The sequence below is a fragment of the Mycolicibacterium grossiae genome (genome assembly GCF_008329645.1).
Classification (GTDB): domain Bacteria; phylum Actinomycetota; class Actinomycetes; order Mycobacteriales; family Mycobacteriaceae; genus Mycobacterium; species Mycobacterium grossiae.
In genome coordinates, this window is the sequence record NZ_CP043474.1 from 2956086 (window position 1) to 2974882 (window position 18797).

The window sequence follows — 18797 nt, forward strand, 5'->3', positions numbered from 1 at the left end:
ACATGTCACTCGGCGTGATCGTGATCACCGTGGGAGTCCTCCGACGGCTCCGCCACCGGGACCGGGCCATCGAGCGGTGCACGCACCGGTACCGGAGCGGCCGGCACGCCGACCCGCTCTTCGATCGGATCGACCGACTCGGAGTGATGAGCGTCGGGGCCGTCCGCGTGCTGCGCGCTCGTTCCGTGGTGACCGCCGCCCTCTGCGACGCCGTGGCCGTGACGCACACCCGATGCGACACCCACCGTCGACGCCAGCGCCACCACACCGAATGCGCCCATGAGAATCACCGCACTGGCGAACCCCGGCACCGGCTCCCCGCGCAAGCCGCGATGCCAGACCCAACCGGCGCCCATCACGACGTAGATCTGCAGCAGCAGCGCGCAGAGGTCTGCGGCTTGAACCACTTCGGGTTGCCCCGCGTGCGGACCGAACGGAGCCCCAGCGGTTCTAGACACCGCCCACAGCGCGATCCCGCCGAGGTTCACCAGGACGCCGGCCGCGAGCACCGGCCACGTCGATCGGACGAGGACGACCCGCGCCCACACCAGCTGAAAGACTGCGATCGACACGAAGAACAACCCGGCCGGTGTCCACTCCTGCCAGTGGTTCGGCACCACGGCGAAGTGAATGGTGGAAGCGCCCAGCGATGCGAGTGCCGCGAGACGCGCCGCCAGCCTGCTGTCGGTCTTCGCCGCCGTCCTGGTTGCCACCCATCCGATGATGACAGCAGCGTCCCATCCAGCGACCGGGCGACATCACATCTCAACCCGAACGAGATTGCTCCGTCACCCGCCATCGCACCATCTCGACCTCGAGCGCCCATCAAGCCGGGGGGGTGGATGCAGCGCCGATTCCCCGTCGACCGTCTAGGTTGCCGATCAGCACCCAAAGTCGGAGTCCCTGAACGGCTCACGGATTTACTATCTAGCTACGTAAAACCACTATGCTTGCTTCGCGTACGGCTGCAGCGGTTCCGCATCGACCCCAACGGGTTGAAGTTCGATGTACGTAGCCCGGTCCGTCCGGCCGCACTCCTATCGGGCTGAAACCACTGGGAGGTCACCGACGATGACTGACGAATTTGCGACCAAATCGACTTCGCTGGGACCAACACGAACCGCTTCGCGAACGCCCAGAGTGTCAGCGACATCATCGACCAACTCGCCGCTGGCGCAGTCGTAGGCGATCGTGCCGGTATCGAGCAGAGGCAGCAGATCGCCGCCGAAGCGAGAGAGCGTCTCGTCGAACTCAGTATGGCGAGCTTCGGCTGAACCGTCCTCCGGGCGCCCGTCCCCGGCTCGCGGCCGTGGCCCGATTAGCCGTGGACACGTGCACGTGGTCGACCGAAGGCACATTGGTGCACGTGGGCGGACCACGCCTACTCGTCGCTCCGGGGGTTCGGCGAGTGGACGATCGTCGAGAGGCGCGAGGGCGTGTTACTCGCTAGCCAACCGTTCGCCCCGTTGCGCTATATCGTGCTGCGCGTGCCGGCTGAGAGATGTGGCCGAGGGGCACACCTCGAACCCAGTCGGAGCGCGAACCCCCGCGCGGCGTGGTGCTCCTCGGTCCGGGTGTCTGGATCTCCACGGTGATGCCTCATCTGGTTGGGATCGGCGGCTTGCTAGACCACGATTTCACGACGACGGGCCGCAGGGGCAGATTAACTCGCGGACAACTCGTCGCTCGCCGACAGGTCAAGAGGCCTGCTGTTGTTCGTGTTCAATCTCGTCGACCAGGCTCCGCAGAGTGCGTGTGCCCAGCTTGTGTACGTCGTCGCTGAGGTAGTGCTCGTTGACGCGGTCGCGCAGTCCGATGGCTTCGTTCAGACGGTCGATTTCCATTGCGCCACGCCAAGGGGCGGGGCGACGAAGCATCTCGGCGACCTCGCTGGCACGGGAATGCAGGTAGTGCGCTCGGCGATCATCAAGGGGTCCGGTCACACTGTTGCGGCACGATCCGATTCGGCATCCGACACGAGTGCGAATATCGGTATGGCTCAACAGCTGTCGGGCAGCCTTCGCCGGCACCGTGGCTCCGAGCCGAGGTAGGTAGATACCGCCAGCGGCACCGCCGCCTTGATCCTTGTCCGGGTCGGGAGCCCTGCGGTAACGGGCCATCGTCTGGGCGTGGTTGACCTTCTCGAGCATTCCTACGCCGACTGAGTAGGCGTCGGCGTGACCCATGGCCAGGGCGGCGCGGCCGATGTTGCCCGACAGTCCGAGCGTGACGTTGAGGTCGTGTTCGCGAAACTGGTCGAGCATCGCGAAGGCGGTTCGGATTTTCCGGATGCCTTCGTCGTCGCCGCCGAAGGGGGATAGGCGGATCTCGATGTGGCCGATCCCTGCGCTGGCGTACTCGGCGGCAAGGTCGATGCCGATACGGCCCAGTGCGGTGGTCGAGACCGTGACCACCGCTCGAGTGGGTTTGTCTTCGCCGACGGCTAGCCGGGTGCGTTCGGCAAGATCGACGTTGAGGCGTGCCGTGCGCTCGTCGGTCACGTAGAAGTGCGGGGCGGTGACGTGCGTGACAAGGGCGGGGTGCTTCTCGACAGTCAAGGCGACCAGCGCTGCCCGTGCCGCTTGGTCGGCGGACAGGTGGTCGATGTGGTAAGGCTGGCCGGTCCACAAAGGTAGCTTGTCGAGGCCGAAACCCGCCTCGGCCAGCCGCTCCGCTGCGGGCTCCCAGTACACCTGTAAGCCAGCTTCGATGGCAGCGGCAGCAGCAGCTCCCTGGTGGCGCGCCGCCTTGGTGTCGAGGGTGATGGCGTCAGTGCCGGTGTGTTCGCGGGACAAGAAGTCTTCCACCGGTTTGTGGTCATTTGGTCCGAGCCGAAACTGAATGCCCATCGTGGTGAAACGTCCTCTCGCCTCAGGCGTCGTTTCATGACAGAATACATGACATAGTGGCTGACAAAAGGAAGACAGGCAGACAATATGGGAACTAGTGCGCTCGCCTCGACCGTGTCGAGTGCGATCGAGCGCTTGGGATTGACCTACGAAGAGGTTGGCGGCATCGTCGATGCCTCGGCGCGGTCAGTGGCGCGCTGGACTTCAGGTCAAGTTGTCCCGCAACGCCTCAACAAGCAACGACTCATCGAACTGGCCTACGTCGCCGACGCCTTGGCCGAGGTCCTTCCCCGCGATCAGGCCAACGTCTGGATGTTCTCGCCAAACCGATTACTCGCGCACGGCAAGCCCGCTGACCTGGTGCGCGACGGTGAGTACCAGCGCGTCTTGGCGCTCATCGACGCCATGGCCGAAGGGATCTTCGTGTGAGCAATGGGCTCGACGAAGAGCTGGTGCAGCGCATCGATGCGCGTGGCACCGTGCAGTGGTCGGGCACCTGCTTCCGTTACACCGGCGCCCATCGTGAGCCGTTGTCGGGGGAGGGGGCGCGCAGATTCGGCGGGAGATGGAATCCGCCATTGCTGTTCTCGGCGATTTATCTGGCCGATTCCGCGCAAGCGTGCATGGTTGAAGTGGAACGCGCCGCCCAGGCCGCATCGACGACACCCGAGCAGATGCTCCAAGCCCGCTACCGGCTGCACACCATTCAAGCGACCGACATGGCGGTTCTGGATCTGACCACCGCCGAAGCGCGTGACGCGGTGGGGCTCGAAGACGACGACATCTACGGCGACGATTGGTCGGCCTGCCAAGCGGTGGGCCATGCCGCGTGGTTTCTTCACGTGCAAGGAGTACTTGTGCCGGCGGCCGGTGGAGTCGGCCTGGTCATCACCGCCTACGAACAGCGCACCCGCCCTGGCCAACTCCAAATCAGCCACAGCGAAGACCTGACACCAACCCTGTACCGACAACTACGTGACCCCTAATACCGAACCCACGGCGACCGAACAGCACCGCCAAGGACCGCCTGGCGGTGAGGCGGCAGCCGCCGAACCGCGCTGGGGCGGGGCGGCGCTGCTGCGACCGGGAGTCTTGGCCTTCACCGGATCGATCGGTTCCACTGATGCCCATGCGCACCACGCCGTTCAGATCGTCACCGCGACAACGGAGTTGACGGTGCTCGGCGAGCACGGTGCACGCTACGTCGGGACGAAGGTCGTCGTGCCCGCCGACGCCCCGCACCGGATCGAGGTCGGCGCCCGGGAGGGCACGGTGATCTTCCTGGAACCGGAATCCGCGCCGGGACGGGCCGCGCACTTCCGTGCCGTGCGCTGCGGGTGGACCGTCACCCCGGTGCTGACCTTCACCCGGCGACGAGTGCTGACCGTGGTGGTCGACGAGCTGATCGCGCATCTGGCGCCCGCCAGCGCCGACGATGACGCGACGTCACGGCATCCCGCCGTCGATGACGCGTTGCGACTGTTGCCCGACCTGGTGGCGGCGGGACCGATCAGCGGCACCGAACTTGCTTCCCTGGTTGGCCTTTCGGCGAGCCGGTTGACCCATCTGTTCACCGAGCACGTCGGCATTCCGCTCCGTCGCTACGTGTTGTGGTCGCGGTTGCGGGCCGCGATCGTCCGGGTGCAGGCCGGTGATGACCTGACCGGCGCGGCGCACGGCGCTGGGTTCGCCGACAGTGCCCATCTCACCCGGACTACCCGTGAGATGTTCGGCCTGCCGCCCTCGGCGCTGAGTCGGCACGTCTCCTGGGATCTCGACAACGGGTAGCCGAATCGTTCAAGCGCTACCACGGCGGCGGCAGCGACGATCACTGCATGAGTATGACTTCTTCTCCGACATCGACGACGAGAACCGCGGTCCAGGTGGTGGCCCGCTACGGTTACGTGCCGTTCATGCTGATCGGTCTCAACGGTGCGGGGATCGCCGTCGCCGCCGCCGGCGCACCCAAGTACTGGCTGCTGGCTATTCTGGCGGTGGCGATCGCGACGGCGTTCGTGGTGGAGCGGATCATCCCGTATGACCCGCGGTGGAACCACGACCGCGCCGACACCACCCGCGACCGCATCCACGTCGCGGTCAACGAAACCCTCATCCTGGCCAGCGTCGCCGCGATCCCGCTGCTTGCCGCGATCGTCCCCGCACCCCAGTGGTGGCCGCACAACTGGCCTTTCGTCGTACAGGTCCTCACCGCGATCCTGGTCGCCGACTTCGGGATCACCGTGGTGCATCTGGCCAGTCACAAGATCGGGGTGCTATGGCGCTTCCACGCGGTGCACCACAGCATCACCCGCTTCTACGGCCTCAACGGCCTGATGAAACACCCGCTGCACCAAACCGTGGAGATGGCCGCCGGCGTCGCACCGCTGATCCTGATCGGGCTGCCCGTCAACTTGGCCTCCGTCCTGGCGCTGGCCGTGGCGATCCAGCTGCTGCTGCAGCACTCCAACGCCGACTACTGCATCGGACCCGCGAACTACGTGCTGGCCCTCAACGAAGGCCACCGCTTCCACCACCTCAAATGGGCCGGTATTGGCGACGTCAACTTCGGGCTGTTCACCCTGGTGTGGGACCACCTGATGCGCACCTACTCCTATGACCCCGCCCGCCGCTTCGACTCCACCCAGCTGGGCATGGCCGCCAAACCCGACTACCCCAGCGGCTACCTGCGCCAGATGGTCTACCCGTTCACCCGCGGCGGGGGTTGCGCCCTGAAAGACACCACGGGGGCGACGTTGACCGGCGCCCCGCAGACCTCCGACCCCGCCTCGAAGTATCGTTGCTGACCGGCTATCATCGTCACATGGCGATGAATAATACGGATGGCTGCCTCACCGGCGCCACCTCGGAGAATTCGAACGCCGCGGTGGCGCTGTTTCACAGTCTTTCGGACTCGGCGCGGTTGGCGATCGTGCGCCGCCTGGCTGACGGGGAGGCCCGCGTGGTCGACCTGATCGGCGAGCTGGGGCTGGCCCAGTCCACCGTGTCGGCCCATGTGGCGTGTCTGCGGGACTGCGGCCTGGTGACCGGCCGCCCTGAGGGCCGGCAGGTGTTCTACTCGCTGACCCGCCCCGAGCTGCTCGATCTGCTCGCCGCAGCCGAAACCCTTTTGGCCGCCACCGGCAACAAGGTGGCGCTGTGCCCCAACTACGGCAACCGCTCCCGCACCGCCGAGACGACTGACGGGCAGGAGGTTCGGCGGTGAGCGATGCGTGCGGCTGCGGCAACGACGAGCCCCGCGGCGCCGACGAGCTGGAGGGTCAGCCCGAGCGGCTCTGGCAGATCACCGAACTGCAGTTCGCTGCACTGTCGGGGGTGTTCCTGCTGGCCGCGGTGATCGCCGGGTTCCTCGACGCGCCCGAGCCGGTCGTCTCGGCGCTGGAAGCGGTGGCGCTGCTGGCCGGCGCCTACACCTTCGTGCCGTCCACCCTGAAGCGGCTGGCGAAGGGCAAAATCGGCGTGGGCACGCTGATGACCATCGCCGCGGTGGGTGCGGTGATCCTCGGCGAGGTCGGTGAGGCCGCGATGCTGGCCTTCCTGTTCTCCATCAGCGAGGGACTGGAGGAGTACTCGCTGGCCCGCACCCGCCGCGGTCTGCGGGCGCTGTTGTCGCTGGTCCCCGACGAGGCCACCGTGCTGCGTGACGGTGGTGAAGAAGTGGTTGCGGCTGCGGCTTTGCGGGTTGGTGACCGGATGCTGGTCAAGCCCGGTGAGCGTGTAGCGACCGACGGCATCGTCGGTCACGGTCGCACCGCGCTGGATGTCTCGGCGATCACCGGCGAGTCGGTTCCGGTGGAGGTCGGGCACGGTGATGAGGTGTTCGCCGGGTCGATCAACGGCACCGGGGTCCTCGAGGTGGAGGTCAGCACCACCGCCGAGGACAACTCGCTGGCCCGCATCGTGCGCATCGTGGAGGCCGAGCAGTCCCGCAAGGGCGCCTCTCAACGCTTGGCTGACCGCATCGCCAAACCTCTGGTGCCCGGCATCATGATCGCCGCCGGGCTGATCGGGGGGATCGGCAGCCTGCTCGGCGACCCGGCGACCTGGATCGAACGGGCCCTGGTGGTGTTGGTCGCCGCCTCACCGTGCGCCCTGGCGATCTCGGTGCCGGTCACCGTGGTGGCCGCCATCGGCGCCGCCAGCAAGCTCGGCGCGCTGGTCAAGGGCGGTGCTGCACTGGAAGGGCTGGGCAGGATCCGCGGCGTCGCGCTGGACAAGACCGGCACGCTGACGGCGAACCGGCCCGCGGTCATCGACGTGGCCACCACCGGCGGCGCCACCCGCGCCCAGGTGCTGGATGTGGCGGCGGCTCTGGAAGCGCGCAGCCAGCACCCGCTGGCCGCGGCGATCCTCGCCGCCGTCGATGACGTCACCCCGGCCACCGATGTCGAAGCTGTGACCGGTGCCGGGCTCACCGGACGTCGCGACGGGCACACACTTCGTCTGGGTCGCCCCGGCTGGCTCGACCCCGGTGCGCTCGCCGGTGAGGTCGCGCGGATGCAGCAGGCCGGGGCCACCGCGGTCCTCCTCGAAGACGACGGCCAGGTGATCGGGGCGATCGCCGTGCGTGACGAGCTGCGGCCCGAGGCCGCCGAGGTGGTCGCCCAGCTGCGCCGCGACGGCTACCACGTCGCGATGCTCACCGGCGACAACCAGGCCACCGCGGCGGCTTTGGCCCGCGACGTTGGGATCGACGCGGTGCACGCCGAGCTTCGCCCCGAGGACAAAGCGCGGCTGATCGAGGAGCTCCGTGCCCAGCGGCCCACCGCGATGGTCGGTGATGGCGTTAACGACGCTCCCGCGCTGGCCACCGCCGACCTGGCGATCGCGATGGGCGCGATGGGCACCGACGTGGCCATCGAAACCGCCGACGTGGCGTTGATGGGCGAAGACCTGCGCCACCTGCCCCAAGCGTTCAGCCACGCCCGGCGGGCGCGGCGGATCATGCTGCAGAACGTCGGCCTGTCCCTGGGGCTGATCATGGCGTTGGTGCCGCTGGCGTTGTTCGGTGTGCTCGGGCTGGCCGCCGTGGTGCTCGTCCACGAACTCGCCGAGATCGTGGTCATCGCCAACGGGGTGCGCGCCGGACGCACCACACCGCTGGCCGAGGTCGGCCAGCTACAGGGTTTGCGCAGAGGCGTTGAGCTTGTGAACGGATTTGTGAACGAAACAGTGCGAGAAGCGTGAGACCGGGCGGAACGCTGACTCTCTTTCAAGACTTGCTGAGGCGGTTGAGCTGCGGCAGGGCAACAAGGTGCCCGCTCAGAGACTAGGACCGGCCGGCTCATAACCCAGAGGTCGCAGGTTCGAATCCTGTCCCCGCTACTAGGTAGAACGGCCCCCGGAGGACACTCCGGGGGCGGTTTGCGTTTTGTTTCGGGAACACCTCAAGGAACTAGTCGGGCGAACAACGCAGCACCGATCGACAGGCGGGTCAGACGGTCGGAGCTATCGTCGAGAGGCACGACGACGCTCCCCGCCATTGCTCACCAAATCGCGGCCACCGCGCTGCGCCGTCTACTTCCCGGTTACGCGGAGCAATCGGTCGACAGACGGAGTGTGGCTGTCCCTGAAGGCGCAACGCTCAATCTGGAATCGAGGTCGTCCCACTGACGCTTGTGTGGCTGAGCGAGCGCGCGATCAGCTGGGCTCGCGCACGCAAAGTCGGACGCGACATCGACCTCTAAGTGAGTCATTGCCAGTACCGAGGCCTACATCTACAAAACTGCCCCTTCGCTACTGGTCGAGAAGGCTCGCCCGAGGTATCGGTCCGAGCGCGAGAGTCAGGGCACGTTTAAGAACAAATTGGGCGCTCGATCTCGGCGGCATCAGTCGCGACGTCGGTAAAGCGCTACAAAGTGAGACCCAGTGATCCGAGAATCGATCGCCACTCAGCTCTTTTTTCGTCTGCCCACGCAGGTTGGATTGATCTTGCGAACGCCAGGGATCCTTCGACATGATTGATGAACGACAATAGAGATCGGAACTTCCGGTGATCGGAGTGCTCTGACAGTCCGAATTCCCGGACCCCGCGAATGTGTACCTCCACGCGCCTACGGAACTCCGGGGTTAGCCGCACCTCGCCGCCGTCCACAAGTAGCCCGAGGACAACATGCCTTGCACCCGGCGGGATCACCCGGGTTTTCTTCCGGTGGAGCCGAAATCGATGAGTCGCGACAAGGTGACTGACCTCTCGAATAATCGTCACCGCTTGCGCACGATTGAAGTCCTGGCATGTCGAGAGCACCATGTCATCCGAGTAACGCGTGTACACGAACCCTGCACCAGTGGCAAACTCATGCAAGGTGTAGTCAAGGGGTGTCGCAACCGCATTCGATAAGGCCCCACTGGTGGGTGCGCCTTGGGGCAGGCGTCCGGTCACGTCGACATCGTACGTCGTGATGGCGCTGTATCTTCCGCTGCGCGAATGGAAATCTGCTACGCGGGAACGGGTGCAGATGCGGGCAAGTTCGAAGGACACAAGAGCGGAATATCCACAGCTGTCGAAAACGCGGTACACGTCGCGTTCTTCGATCTGCCCAAAAAAATTATGAAGGTCGAACTTGATCATCCACTTAGCGCCAAGGTGTTGCTGCGCGCAGGCTTGAATCGTACGCCCTTCCCGGTATGCGTAGCAAAAAGGGTGGAGCGGAAGATTACGCAGCGCACGGCGGAGTATGAGGCGTTGCACATCCATCAACACTGGTTCGGGAGCGGATATCAACCGGATGCCCCCGGTTTTCTTCTGCCGAGAGATGTCGCCGTAAGGGTCCCGTGTTCGCTGCACGATTTGCCGCAGGTACAGATAAGGTGCGCCACTTAAATGAGCCAAATGACCCAAGCTTAATATTGGTTCGGCGCCGTGTGCCTGGGTAATCGCGTTGCGCGCCGCACTTGCCTGTAGAACCTGCTCGGGCACTCCCGATTCTTGACCCAGTCTGAAGTAGCGGTGAGGAGCCGGATGGTTCATCTACTTATACTTTGGTGTAATCCCGGAAGGGTAGGCGGACGTCGCCCCAGTCTCCGTCGGCAGGCGAGGTTCGCCTGACCATGCGTAGCGGGAGCTTGTCCGACGGTCACGGTCAGCCGCGACCTTCGAGCCAATTGGCTCGATCCGTCGGTGCGATGCACCGACTCCGCTAGGTTCGCCACCCGACTCCTCACCTCAGCGCTCGAGGATAGTAGGGCGCGGGGTTTCCCGAAAGGCGCGCGGTCGTTATTCGGTCCAGCCGGCGAGCGTGTCTCAACTCTGAGTATCCGCGATCGGTGACTGTCAGTTCTGCGGTGATGAAGCCGGCGCCCGTTAGAAAGGCCAGGATCTCGGCGATCTTTCCATCCGGCACTGCTAGACGGTGCGCGAGAGTTTCGGGAGTTTGTGGAGAGTTCCACATCAGGGCCAATGCCGCAACAAGCTTGTCGGCCGGCGCGCGGAGCCGACCTGAATCGATCGCGCCTGCAATCCGCTTCTGGTTTGCTGCCCGAGCGATGTTAGCCATGCCCCTGTCGGGTGCCTGATAGTGACCCAGTTCCTCGTTAAGATCTGGAGGCACAGTGCGGCCCTCGAAGAAAGGACTCCAGCCAGAGCCCGTACGTCTCAAAATGTACGGGAGATTATTCGGCACGGTGGTGTGCGTGAAAAACAGGCCCCCGCTGGCGCCGTAGCCTAGCGCCTGAGAGCGCCGCCTGTTGGGCGTATACTTCAAGCACAGGGCCACGACTTGGTCACGTTTCTCAACCGTCCACTTCGCGTCCGCGAATGAGGCTGCGGGTGAGTGTACGACCATTTTGTCAATGTTCGAGTCGGCGTCAATGGCGGATCGAGCGGTCGCGGAGGCCGAATAGGCGGCTACAACGATTCGGAGCCAGCCGAAGGAACGCCAGCTGCGGAGGCGCGCGTTGCGTGGAAATGTGGCGGCGAATTTCTTGACTTGCTCGCCGGAAGCGGTGTAATCGGTGATCAGCACAATAGATCGACACCGCCGTGCGTGCAGCGTGTCTATATTCGTGGCGGGGTGCAACCACTGACCAGGTTCGTCGCCAGGACGGCTGCCAGTCAGATCGCGAATCAAATTTCCAACCCACGCTTCGCTCCCCGGTGTTGCGGCGATGGGGGCACCCGGGTCAAACGAGTCGTACGCTACGAGTCGAGCCACTTTCATTCCATTCGCCGGTTGCGTATTGCCTTCCGTGTCACCAGTCATGCGGATGTCTTCGGTCGATAAAACGGGGATAAGCACGCCAACGCTGTCTTGTAGGAGTGGAGTGACTGTGTCAATGAGAGACTTAAGGCCGTGATGAATGCTTGCGGGGCTTGCAACTTGCAGGCTATCGAGCAGCAGCTCGGCCGCCGAGCGGTCGCGTTCTGCGAAATTCGTCAACCACGCGCGGCCTCGCCGTGTTTCGCTGAGGCGCTCCGACGACACAACATCAATCATGCCCCAACCGTCGCCGACGTACAGCACAACAACTCGGCGATGTTGATCCCGGCTGGCCGCGACGATTCGAGAAGCGGTCGGGCGATGTCATAACGCTCAAAGAGCATAAGTGGCATGTGCACTTGCAGCCGCCAACCTGCGGCTGATGGCAGGGGGCCAGTACCCCGTATGCGAACGAAGTGGCGAGCCGTCGAGCCGCCAGGTGTGCCAAACTAGACAACCTGCCTCTTTGGCTGCTGGGCGATCCGGACAACACCATGCGCCGGGACCACTGTCTCGACGAGGAGATGGAGCATCGAGAGCAGCGCCAACGGTACCTGGTGACCGGAGCAGGACGGGTTGGAGCGGGCTACCTTATGCCCGGTGTTTGCAGCACAAGCAGCCACCGAAGTCCCGCGCGATAACGCGCAGCCGCCGGCTCGGATGGCGTTGACCGCGCGCTGCCAAAGTGTCAGCAGCTATTGTCGCCAGATGGCCGCGACGACTAGCGATCCCTCAGAACAGCGATCGCAGCTCCGTGAGCAACGGTTAAAAGTCGATTTCGACACCTATGACGTTACTGTTGATGAACTCGTCCGGAGGGTAGGTCAGGGCCGAATAGAAATCGCGCCAGCCTACCAGCGCCAGTTCAGGTGGGACGGTCACCGTCAATCGCGCCTTTTGGAGTCACTTCTCCTCGGCATTCCCGTCCCTTCCTTATTTATGGCGACGAACATACAACCCGATGCGGGAACGACATGGGAGGTCGTCGATGGACTCCAACGCCTGCTCTCATTGGTCAATTTCCTCGCTGATGTAGAGACGCGTGAAACTGCACGTCTTAAGGGTGATCCGATACCGCTGACCGGTCTTGAAAAGCTTACTACTTTTGAAGGATGCAGAGCTTCTCAACTGCCAGCCGACATCATCACGAGTCTACTCGACCGCCCAATCAAAGTCATTGTTCTGAACGACAAGAGTGACCTTCGAGTACGCTTCGATTTATTCGAGCGATTAAACACAGGGGGGATCCGGCTCACGGACCAAGAAGTGCGAAGCAGCGTCTTCGTGGGAGAATTTGTCGATCTTCTTGATATGCTCGCGGAGAGCCCAAACTTTCAGAAAGTGGTGACGCTGCCGAGGGCTCAGCAGTCAGATGGAACCGCACAAGAATATGTACTCCGATTTTTTGCGTTCGCGGAAAAGTATCAATCCTTCGAGCATTCAGTGCGTGATTTTCTCAACGACTTCTGCGCTGACGCTACCAAGGACCCCCAGATTAGTTTGCGAACAGATTACTTTGACCGCGCTTTCCGCTATCTAGCTGAGTGCTTTCCCAATGGGCTAAGGTCTCGCAAAGGTACAACGCCCGTAAATCTGTACGAGGGAATATCGGTCGGCGCCCATCTCGCGCTTATGGAGAACCCCAATCTTGCATCGCCTTCAAGTCTTAAATGGGTTCTTGGTGATAACATGAAGGCGGTGACTACCGGCGCAACGAATTCAAGATCTAAAGTATTCGGCCGGATTGAAACCGCACGTGACTACTTCATTGCGGGCAAGTGATCGACATCGATCCTTTGCGGGATACCTTAGCGGAACGAATCACAATAGTTCGGAGTTTGATCGACGAGACCCATCCCGAACCACCGAACGTTGGCGCAATTTCGCGTGAGGCTCGCGGCCTCGCGATTGTGCTTCTTTTCGCTGCTTACGAGAACTTGTTAACCACGCTGAATCGCACATTACTTGAGTGTGTTATTCGGATGAGGGTAAGCAATCGTCGACTGCGACCCGGGTTTCGAACCTTCGCCGTTCATTCCGCAGCAGTATCGCTGCGAGATTCGTCGGGGCGCAAGCTATTCACTAAGACGCTGCCGGATATCGTCGCAATTGTCGATCGCGGTGGCAGGTCAACCTCTATCGATCCAAACGTGTTTCCGGATGATGGGTCTTTCATGAAACGCAGTCAAATAGTCGTCTGGTGTGAACTCTTTGATGTAGGCCATCCCGGGGCGCTTCTGTCACGAACTTGGAACAATATCGACGGTATTGTGGCCCAAAGAAACGGGATAGCGCATGGTCGGCTAACGCCTCAGGAGGTGGGACGGAACTATACCGAAAGTGAGATTCGTCAGCTGGTGGATGATTGGCTCGACGACTGGAATATGTTCCTCGACCACGTTGGTCAATTAGCTAGTTCGCGGGACTTCTTTCGCAAACCTCGATGAAATCAGAACAGGTAATCAGCTGTTGGCATTTCTTCCGATTTTGGAGTACAAGGAGCCCAGAAGCCGAGGCCGGGTGACGCGCCATGTGGGTTTTTGCTAAATAGCATTTCGACGTGGGTCGCCAAGAGTGCCGATTTCCGTCCAAAGCAAGCGCATCCCGATAAAGGTCGATGACACCGACCCAGGGCAACGAATAAAATGCATGGCCCCCTCCGTGCCGCCACTTCGGCTCTCTGAGCCTGTCAGCGTGGCCGGACTGGCCGTGTGGACTAAAATGAACGGTTCGCGAACTAAACCCTGAATGGTGTCGACTGCTTCGACACAGTATTACATCCAAGATACGAAGTGGCAGCCGATCTGCGCGGTAGCGGCGTAGGCAGGAACTGAGAACCTCGGCCGGCCGGCTCATGATCCAGAGGTCGCAGGTTCGATTCTGTCTCGCTACTAGGTAGAACGGCCCCCGGAGATCTCTCCGGGGGCCGTTTCTCATTCCGCCGCAATGCCATCGGGCTCAGTCCGTCGCCACCCCCGCGACGAACGCCCGCGCGAACAGCCCGCAGCTCTCCTGCAGGTCGGGCAGCGTCACGTGGGGGAAGTTGCTCAGCCCGGGCCGCATGACGGCGTGCACCAGCACGGGGCTGATGAACTGCTGGATGAGCACCGGACGCGGCAGCGGGCGGACGCGTCCGGCGGCGACCTCGTCGTCGAGCCACCGCCCGATCACGTCGAGCATGCGCAGCGCACCGTGCTCGATGAGGATGCCCGCGCCGGGGCCCGCCGGCCGTGCCAGCGCCTCGGTCAGCACTGCCGGCAGCACCCGGGGCTCCTGGAAGGACAGCTCGGCGAGGCCGCGGTAGACGTTGGTGACCGTCTCGGTGAGGTCGCCGCCGCGCGACGCGCCGACCAGGTCGGTGACATCGAGGATCGGCATGTAGCGGTCGTACACGGCGCGTAGGAGTTCATCCCGCCCACCGAACGTCGCGTACAGGCTGGGCAGCGAGCAATCAGCCGCTGCGGCAACGGCTTCAAGCGTTGCCGCGGCCACGCCGCCGGTGCCGATCAACGCGCCGGCCGCCTCGACGGCCCGCAACCGGACGGGCGGTCGTCCGCCGGGGTCGACGCCGACGTCGCGGACGGCCTCGTCCAGCGTCCGCCGCGATCCGCCGAGCTGCCGCAGCAAGGTGCTGCGTGAGACGCCGAGCGCGTGGGCGATCACCACGATGGGCACGTCGGCGACGTCGCGGCCGAGCCGTTCCGCCGATCGCAGCGCCGCCTGGACGACGTCGGACGGCACCGCGTCCACGCGACGGCTCCTGCGCCTTGCCATGGGTGCAGTCTCTCAGGTGAAACTCAGCTAGAAGGATTCCCTAATCGAGTTTCATCCGGTTACCGGCTGGTAATACCGTCCCTCGACCACGAGTGGCGCGGCTCACATCGCCGCGTGTGAGGAGGCGTGCGCAACATGGCCGAACGAGGCGCCACACCGCCCGTGCCCCGGGGACGTCGCATGCTGTTGCGGGCGGTCCGGCACCTCTTCAAGCCGCTCAAACCCGACGACTACCTCGAGATGATCAACCCGCTGTGGACGACGAAGGAACTCCGCGGCCAGGTCGAACGCGTCGAAGCGCGCGGCTCGGAGGCCGCGAGCGTGCTGATCCGGCCGAGCTACGAGTGGCCCGGACACCAGCCAGGGCAATACGTCCGGCTGGGGCTGGTGATCGACGGTCGCTATCACTGGCGCGCCTACTCGCTCACGTCCGACCCACGGCCCGAGGACGGCCTCATCAGCGTCACGCCGAAGAAGGTCGACACCGGCGTCGTGTCGCCCTACCTGGTCGAGAAGATCCAGCCCGGCGAGCTGGTGCGGCTGGGCGAGATCGAAGGGCAGTTCGTCCTCCCGGAGCCGCTGCCCGCCAAGCTGCTGTTCATCAGCGCCGGCAGCGGCATCACGCCGATCATCAGCATGCTGCGCAGCCTGGACCACCACGACCAGCTCGGCGACGTGGTGGTCTTTCACTCCGATCGCGTACGGGACCACGTGATGTTCCTCGACGACCTCGAGGACATGGCGCAGCGCCACGACGGGGTCCGGCTCGACATCCGGCTGACCTCCGAACGTGGACGGTTCGCGGCGAAGGAACTCGACGACCTGTGCCCGGACTGGCGCGAGCGGGAGGCGTTCTGCTCGGGCCCGGGGGAACTGCTCGACGACCTCATCGAGCACTGGGACCGTGACGGCGACCCGGACCGGCTGCACTACGAACGGTTCCAGCCGAAGATCGGCGGCAACGCCGAGGCGGGGGAGGGCGGCACCGTCACGTTCCTCGACAGCGACGCCACCGCCGAATGCGACGGCGGCACACCCATTCTCGAGGCCGGCGAGCAGGCCGGGCTCGAGCTGGCCTTCGGCTGCCGCATCGGCATCTGCCACACCTGCACCGGGACGGTGAAATCCGGAAAGGTCCGCGACCTGCGCTCCGGCGAGGTGTCCGAACCCACGGGCGGCGACGTCCGCATCTGCATTCACGCCGCCGAGGGCGACGTCGAGATCGAACTCTGAGAACCGAAGGGACGTCATGACCACTGCCATCGAGAGCCCGCTCGCCCGCCTGACCGAACAGGAGCTGGAGAAGCTCGCCAAGGAATTCGACGCCATCCACGACGAGGTGTTCGCCGAACTCGGGGACCGCGACCGGCACTACATCAAGGCGGTGATCTCGGCGCAGCGCCAGATCGTGGTGGCCGGACGCGTGCTGCTGCTCGCGTCGCGGTCACGCACCGCGCTGGTGCTCGGCACCGCCTGCCTCAGCATGGCCAAGATCCTCGAGAACATGGAACTCGGCCACAACATCCTGCACGGCCAGTGGGATTGGATGAACGACCCCGACGTGCACTCGTCGGTGTGGGACTGGGACACCGCCTCGAGCGCCAAGGCGTGGAAGCACTCGCACAACTACATCCACCACACGTATACGAACATCCTCGGTAAGGACAAGGATCTCGGCTACGAGATCATGCGCATCGACCCCAACCAGAAGTGGCGGCCGGGCAACCTGGGGCAGCCGTTCTACAACTTCCTGCTGACAGTCCTGTTCGAGTGGGGTGTCGCCGTGCACGACACCGACGTCGAGGCGTTGTTCCGCGGGCAGAAGTCCTTCGCCGACCTGAAGGACGACTTCAAGGAGATCGGCGGCAAGGCCCGCCAGCAGATCGTCAAGGACTACCTCGGCTGGCCGCTGGTCAGCGCGGGGGCGTTCGCCCTGGTGAAGCTGGCCCTCGGCAGCCGCGTCGAGCAGCCAAGGCACTCACGCCTCGGCAACCGGCTGCGCCGCATCACCGGCAACCGCCGCGTGGGCACCGTGGCGAGCACGCTGGACCGGTTCTCCGGCGTCGAGAGCACCTACCTGCGGACCCTCGCCGCCGACGCGGTGGCCAACCTCGTCCGCAACGTGTGGGCGCACGCCATCATCTTCTGCGGCCACTTCCCGGACCAGACCTACACCTTCACCGAGGAGGAGGTGGAGAACGAGACCCGCGGCGGCTGGTACGTCCGCCAACTGCTCGGCGCGGCGAACATCGAAGGCAGCCCGCTGTTCCACGTCGTGAGCGGCAACCTCGGCTACCAGGTGGAGCACCACCTGTACCCCGACATGCCGAGCAGCCGGTACGCCGAGATCGCCCCAAAGATCAAGGACATCTGCGAGCGCTACGAATTGCCGTACAACACCGGACCGTTCGGCAAGCAGTGGTTCACCGTGCACCGCACGATCTTCCGGCTGGCCTTCCCGGGCGGCACCCCGCGGCCGAAGCCCGGGCCGTACCGCAGCCCGGACCGCAGCGGCGGTTCGCCGAACGGCACCAGCGAGGGGTTGCGTCCACCAAGGTGGTGTACGAGTCGGACCTGATCAGCGGTACCGGCGTGTCGTAGCCGAATGATTGAAGGTCATCGCGTGATTCTTCGAGAGACCGACCAAAGTTTCTCGAGCAAAGGAACCGACGCGATGACCACTGCCCACAATATCGACCTGCCCACCGTGCTGGCCGAACGACTCACCACCGCCCATCCCGACGTGCTGCGCGAGCTGCTCGCCACATTCATCCACACCCTGATGGGCGCTGAGGCCGACGCCCTGTGCGGCGCCGGATACGGCGAACGCAGCACCGAGCGCACCAACTCCCGCAACGGCTACCGGCACCGCCAATTCGACACCCGCGCAGGCTCATTGGATCTCGCGATCCCGAAGCTGCGCCACGGCTCCTACTTCCCGGACTGGCTGCTGGAACGCCGCAAACGCGCCGAACGGGCTCTGACCACGGTAGTCGCGACCTGCTACCTGCTGGGGGTCTCGACGCGGCGGATGGACAAGCTGGTGGAGACCCTGGGGATCACGTCGCTGTCGAAGTCCCAGGTCAGCGTGATGGCTAAGGAACTCGACGCCGCCGTCGAAGCCTTCCGCACCCGGCCCTTGGACGCCGGCCCGTACACGTTCGTGGCCGCCGACGCCCTGGTGCTCAAGGTCCGCGAGGGCGGGCGGGTGGTCAACGTGCACGCCCTGATCGCGGTCGGGGTCAACGCCGAGGGCCATCGCGAAATCCTGGGTATTGACGTCAGTACCGCCGAGGACGGAGCGGGCTGGTTGACGTTCTGGCGGTCGCTGACCGCCCGCGGCCTGTCCGGGGTCAAATTGGTCACCAGCGACGCCCATGCCGGGCTGGTAGCGGCCATTGGGGCGACGCTGCCCGGGGCGGCCTGGCAGCGGTGCAGAACGCATTACACGACCAACCTGATGGCCGTCACTCCCAAGTCGTCGTGGCCGTGGGTCCGGACATTGTTGCATTCGGTGTTCGATCAACCAGACGCTGAATCGGTTGCTGCGCAATATGATCGGATCATCGAGGCCCTCGCGGACAAGCTCCCCAAGGTCGCCGACCACCTGGAAGAAGCCCGGGCGGACCTGCTGGCGTTCACTGCGTTTCCCAAGCAGATCTGGCGCCAGATCTGGAGCAACAACCCCCAGGAACGCCTCAACAAGGAGATCCGCCGACGCACCGACGTCGTCGGCATCTTCCCCGACCGAAACGCTCTGATCCGCCTCGTCGGCGCCGTCCTGGCCGAACAACACGACGAATGGGCAGAATCGCGGCGCTACCTCGGCCTCGACGTCCTCAGCAAATCACGCACCGTCAACGACACACCGACAGAACAGGAGGCCACCCCAGCGGCACTGACCGCCTGACCCAACTACCTCGAAGAATCACACGACGACGTCGTACACCACGTCCCT

The 18797-nt window shown here is 64.2% G+C and carries 16 protein-coding genes; 11 read left to right on the forward strand and 5 right to left on the reverse strand.

All coding sequences use genetic code 11. The features are described from left to right. Positions 1-5 precede the first annotated feature (5 nt). The gene (locus tag FZ046_RS14160) at positions 6-713 is read right to left on the reverse strand and encodes a hypothetical protein (RefSeq protein WP_176749520.1); all 708 of its coding nucleotides are present in this window, start codon (positions 711-713) and stop codon (positions 6-8) included. A 984-nt stretch (positions 714-1697) separates the two neighbouring features. Continuing rightward, on the reverse strand, positions 1698-2849 hold the full coding sequence (locus FZ046_RS14170; protein WP_070352250.1) for a hypothetical protein: 1152 nt from the start codon (positions 2847-2849) through the stop codon (positions 1698-1700). 87 nt (positions 2850-2936) lie between these two features. On the opposite strand from FZ046_RS14170, the gene FZ046_RS14180 reads away from it, so the two are divergent. The 6 genes from FZ046_RS14180 to FZ046_RS14205 all read left to right on the forward strand — a co-directional run bounded on the left by FZ046_RS14180 (position 2937) and on the right by FZ046_RS14205 (position 8054). Then, on the forward strand, positions 2937-3278 hold the full coding sequence (locus FZ046_RS14180; protein ID WP_070352249.1) for an antitoxin Xre/MbcA/ParS toxin-binding domain-containing protein: 342 nt from the start codon (positions 2937-2939) through the stop codon (positions 3276-3278). Further along, positions 3275-3835 (forward strand): RES domain-containing protein, encoded by a 561-nt coding sequence (locus tag FZ046_RS14185; RefSeq protein WP_070352248.1) that lies wholly within the window; start codon positions 3275-3277, stop codon positions 3833-3835. The genes FZ046_RS14180 and FZ046_RS14185 overlap by 4 nt, the downstream gene beginning before the upstream one ends. A gap of 88 nt (positions 3836-3923) precedes the next feature. Further along, positions 3924-4637 carry a helix-turn-helix domain-containing protein gene (locus FZ046_RS14190; RefSeq protein WP_246183041.1) on the forward strand — a complete coding sequence of 238 codons (714 nt, stop codon included), beginning with the start codon at positions 3924-3926 and terminating at the stop codon, positions 4635-4637. A 47-nt stretch (positions 4638-4684) separates the two neighbouring features. After that, positions 4685-5653, forward strand: coding sequence for a sterol desaturase family protein (locus tag FZ046_RS14195; RefSeq protein ID WP_256277769.1), 969 nt, complete (start codon positions 4685-4687; stop codon positions 5651-5653). A 17-nt stretch (positions 5654-5670) separates the two neighbouring features. Then, positions 5671-6072: an ArsR/SmtB family transcription factor gene (locus tag FZ046_RS14200; RefSeq protein WP_176749521.1), complete on the forward strand. Its 402-nt coding sequence runs from the start codon at positions 5671-5673 to the stop codon at positions 6070-6072. Beyond that, entirely contained in the window at positions 6069-8054 is a 1986-nt protein-coding gene (locus FZ046_RS14205; protein ID WP_246182776.1) for a heavy metal translocating P-type ATPase, read from the forward strand. Before FZ046_RS14200 ends, FZ046_RS14205 begins: the two co-directional genes overlap by 4 nt. 664 nt (positions 8055-8718) lie before the next feature. On the opposite strand, the gene FZ046_RS14210 is transcribed toward FZ046_RS14205, so the two are convergent. Next, positions 8719-9786, reverse strand: coding sequence for a reverse transcriptase family protein (locus tag FZ046_RS14210; RefSeq protein ID WP_170292437.1), 1068 nt, complete (start codon positions 9784-9786; stop codon positions 8719-8721). Positions 9787-10027: 241 nt separating this feature from the next. After that, entirely contained in the window at positions 10028-11302 is a 1275-nt protein-coding gene (locus tag FZ046_RS14215; RefSeq protein ID WP_125939683.1) for a phosphoribosyltransferase-like protein, read from the reverse strand. Positions 11303-11665: 363 nt separating this feature from the next. On the opposite strand from FZ046_RS14215, the gene FZ046_RS14220 reads away from it, so the two are divergent. Both FZ046_RS14220 and FZ046_RS14225 read left to right on the forward strand, forming a co-directional pair. After that, entirely contained in the window at positions 11666-12847 is a 1182-nt protein-coding gene (locus FZ046_RS14220; protein ID WP_125939682.1) for a DUF262 domain-containing protein, read from the forward strand. Further along, the gene (locus tag FZ046_RS14225) at positions 12844-13512 is read left to right on the forward strand and encodes a hypothetical protein (RefSeq protein ID WP_125939681.1); all 669 of its coding nucleotides are present in this window, start codon (positions 12844-12846) and stop codon (positions 13510-13512) included. The genes FZ046_RS14220 and FZ046_RS14225 overlap by 4 nt, the downstream gene beginning before the upstream one ends. A gap of 511 nt (positions 13513-14023) precedes the next feature. Here the strand turns inward: FZ046_RS14225 and FZ046_RS14230 are convergent. Continuing rightward, positions 14024-14806, reverse strand: a complete 783-nt coding sequence (locus FZ046_RS14230) for a TetR/AcrR family transcriptional regulator (protein WP_170292507.1) — start codon at positions 14804-14806, stop codon at positions 14024-14026. Positions 14807-14974: 168 nt separating this feature from the next. Here FZ046_RS14230 and FZ046_RS14235 point away from each other — a divergent pair, with 168 nt between their 5' ends. From FZ046_RS14235 to FZ046_RS14245, 3 genes are all read left to right on the forward strand, one after another. Then, complete coding sequence (locus FZ046_RS14235) at positions 14975-16072, forward strand: ferredoxin reductase (RefSeq protein ID WP_070352303.1); 1098 nt, start codon at positions 14975-14977, stop codon at positions 16070-16072. Between the two features lie 16 nt (positions 16073-16088). Next, positions 16089-17417, forward strand: coding sequence for a fatty acid desaturase family protein (locus FZ046_RS14240; protein ID WP_149484262.1), 1329 nt, complete (start codon positions 16089-16091; stop codon positions 17415-17417). A gap of 96 nt (positions 17418-17513) precedes the next feature. Next, positions 17514-18749, forward strand: coding sequence for an IS256 family transposase (locus tag FZ046_RS14245; protein WP_070356446.1), 1236 nt, complete (start codon positions 17514-17516; stop codon positions 18747-18749). Positions 18750-18797: the final 48 nt, after the last annotated feature.